Genomic DNA, 1,200 nt, shown 5'->3' with positions numbered 1-1,200 from the left:
GTGAGGATCGACGGATAACTAATCCGGCTGTTGCGATGATGACACAGAAAACAATCAGCAATGGGTACACGCCAACATCTTGCAAAAACTGCGCCACGTTTGTTTGCCAGTGTTCGACACGAGATGTCACACCATCTGATCCGCGATCAGTAATTGCACCCAACCAATACCACGTGAGATAGAGCCCTGTTAGTAGAACAAAGGTTGCAGAGATTGTGTCAAACCACCTAAAACTCTTTTTGATCGTTGAGACAAGGCCTACGCGGGCAAAAGCCAATGCAACCGTGAGTGACGTAACAAGTAGACCCATGCCTAGGCCATAGAGCAGAATGCTGATCACACCAGAAACAAAACCATGGCGGTTAATAGAGCCAAGGATGACTGAAATTAGAAGGCCAATTGTGCAACCAATAGATGCAACTGCATACACAATGCCAAATAAGAACATGTTCCATGTTGTGCGCTTGCGTTGTACCGAAACATCTGGCTGGGCGATAGGGAGTTTCCAACCAAACAACATTGCAATGCCCATAATCACGAGGCCAATACCAATTATGACTGCTGCATATTTCGCATTGTCACGGATCACGGTTGTGAATGCCCGCGAAATGATTCCGACTACAAGAAATAGACCAATGAATCCGGATGAGACAGCTGTGCCAACACTGAGACCGCGCCGCAATGTTGTGGTCTTGTTCTCGCCTTCACGGTTAAGTTCAGTGCCGAGGTAATACACAAGGTATGTCGGTAACAACACAAAGCCACAGGGGTTGACTGCAGCCATGACACCAAGAATGAAGCTGTATGCGAAGTTTCCCTCGAGTGCAATCATGGTGAGACTTTCAAATCCTTCGTGAGAATCGAATCGATATCTGCAGATGTAATTTCGCCAGCCCGTCGCGCAACGATTGTTCCGGTTTTATCTAGAAAGAACGTGGCGGGAAGTGTGACAACACCGGCTTTTGCAAGTTGTGTTCCATCATCAATGAATGATGGATACGTGATGTTGTACTTCTTCAAAAACGCTGTGGCCACTTCGCGAGTGTCATTGGGGTTAATACCAATGAAGTCAACGGTGGCTGCATATTTTGTGCTTGAAGCAGACAGTGCTGGCATTTCTCGTTTGCACGGCTCGCATGTTGAGAACCAGAAGTTCACCACCATCGGTTTGCCAGCAGGAGCAATAGTTCCTTTGTCGCC

Annotated in this window: 2 protein-coding genes; both read right to left on the bottom strand. The window is 47.3% G+C overall.

Annotated elements, in window-relative coordinates; genetic code table 11:
- Window positions 1–832: cytochrome c biogenesis CcdA family protein (locus tag AC9UEO_RS13720; RefSeq protein ID WP_509534665.1), on the bottom strand; the 832-nt coding region annotated here is incomplete at its 3' end.
- Window positions 829–1,200 (bottom strand): TlpA family protein disulfide reductase (locus AC9UEO_RS13715; RefSeq protein WP_509534663.1); only part of this gene is annotated, 372 nt, incomplete at its 5' end. The genes AC9UEO_RS13720 and AC9UEO_RS13715, both read right to left, overlap by 4 nt.

The sequence above is a fragment of the Limnohabitans sp. genome (assembly GCF_040401495.1).
In the GTDB taxonomy this organism is placed as follows: Bacteria; Pseudomonadota; Gammaproteobacteria; order Burkholderiales; family Burkholderiaceae_C; genus Limnohabitans.
Note: the sequence above shows the minus strand (reverse complement) of the source record. Positions and strands in the feature narration are given on the sequence as shown.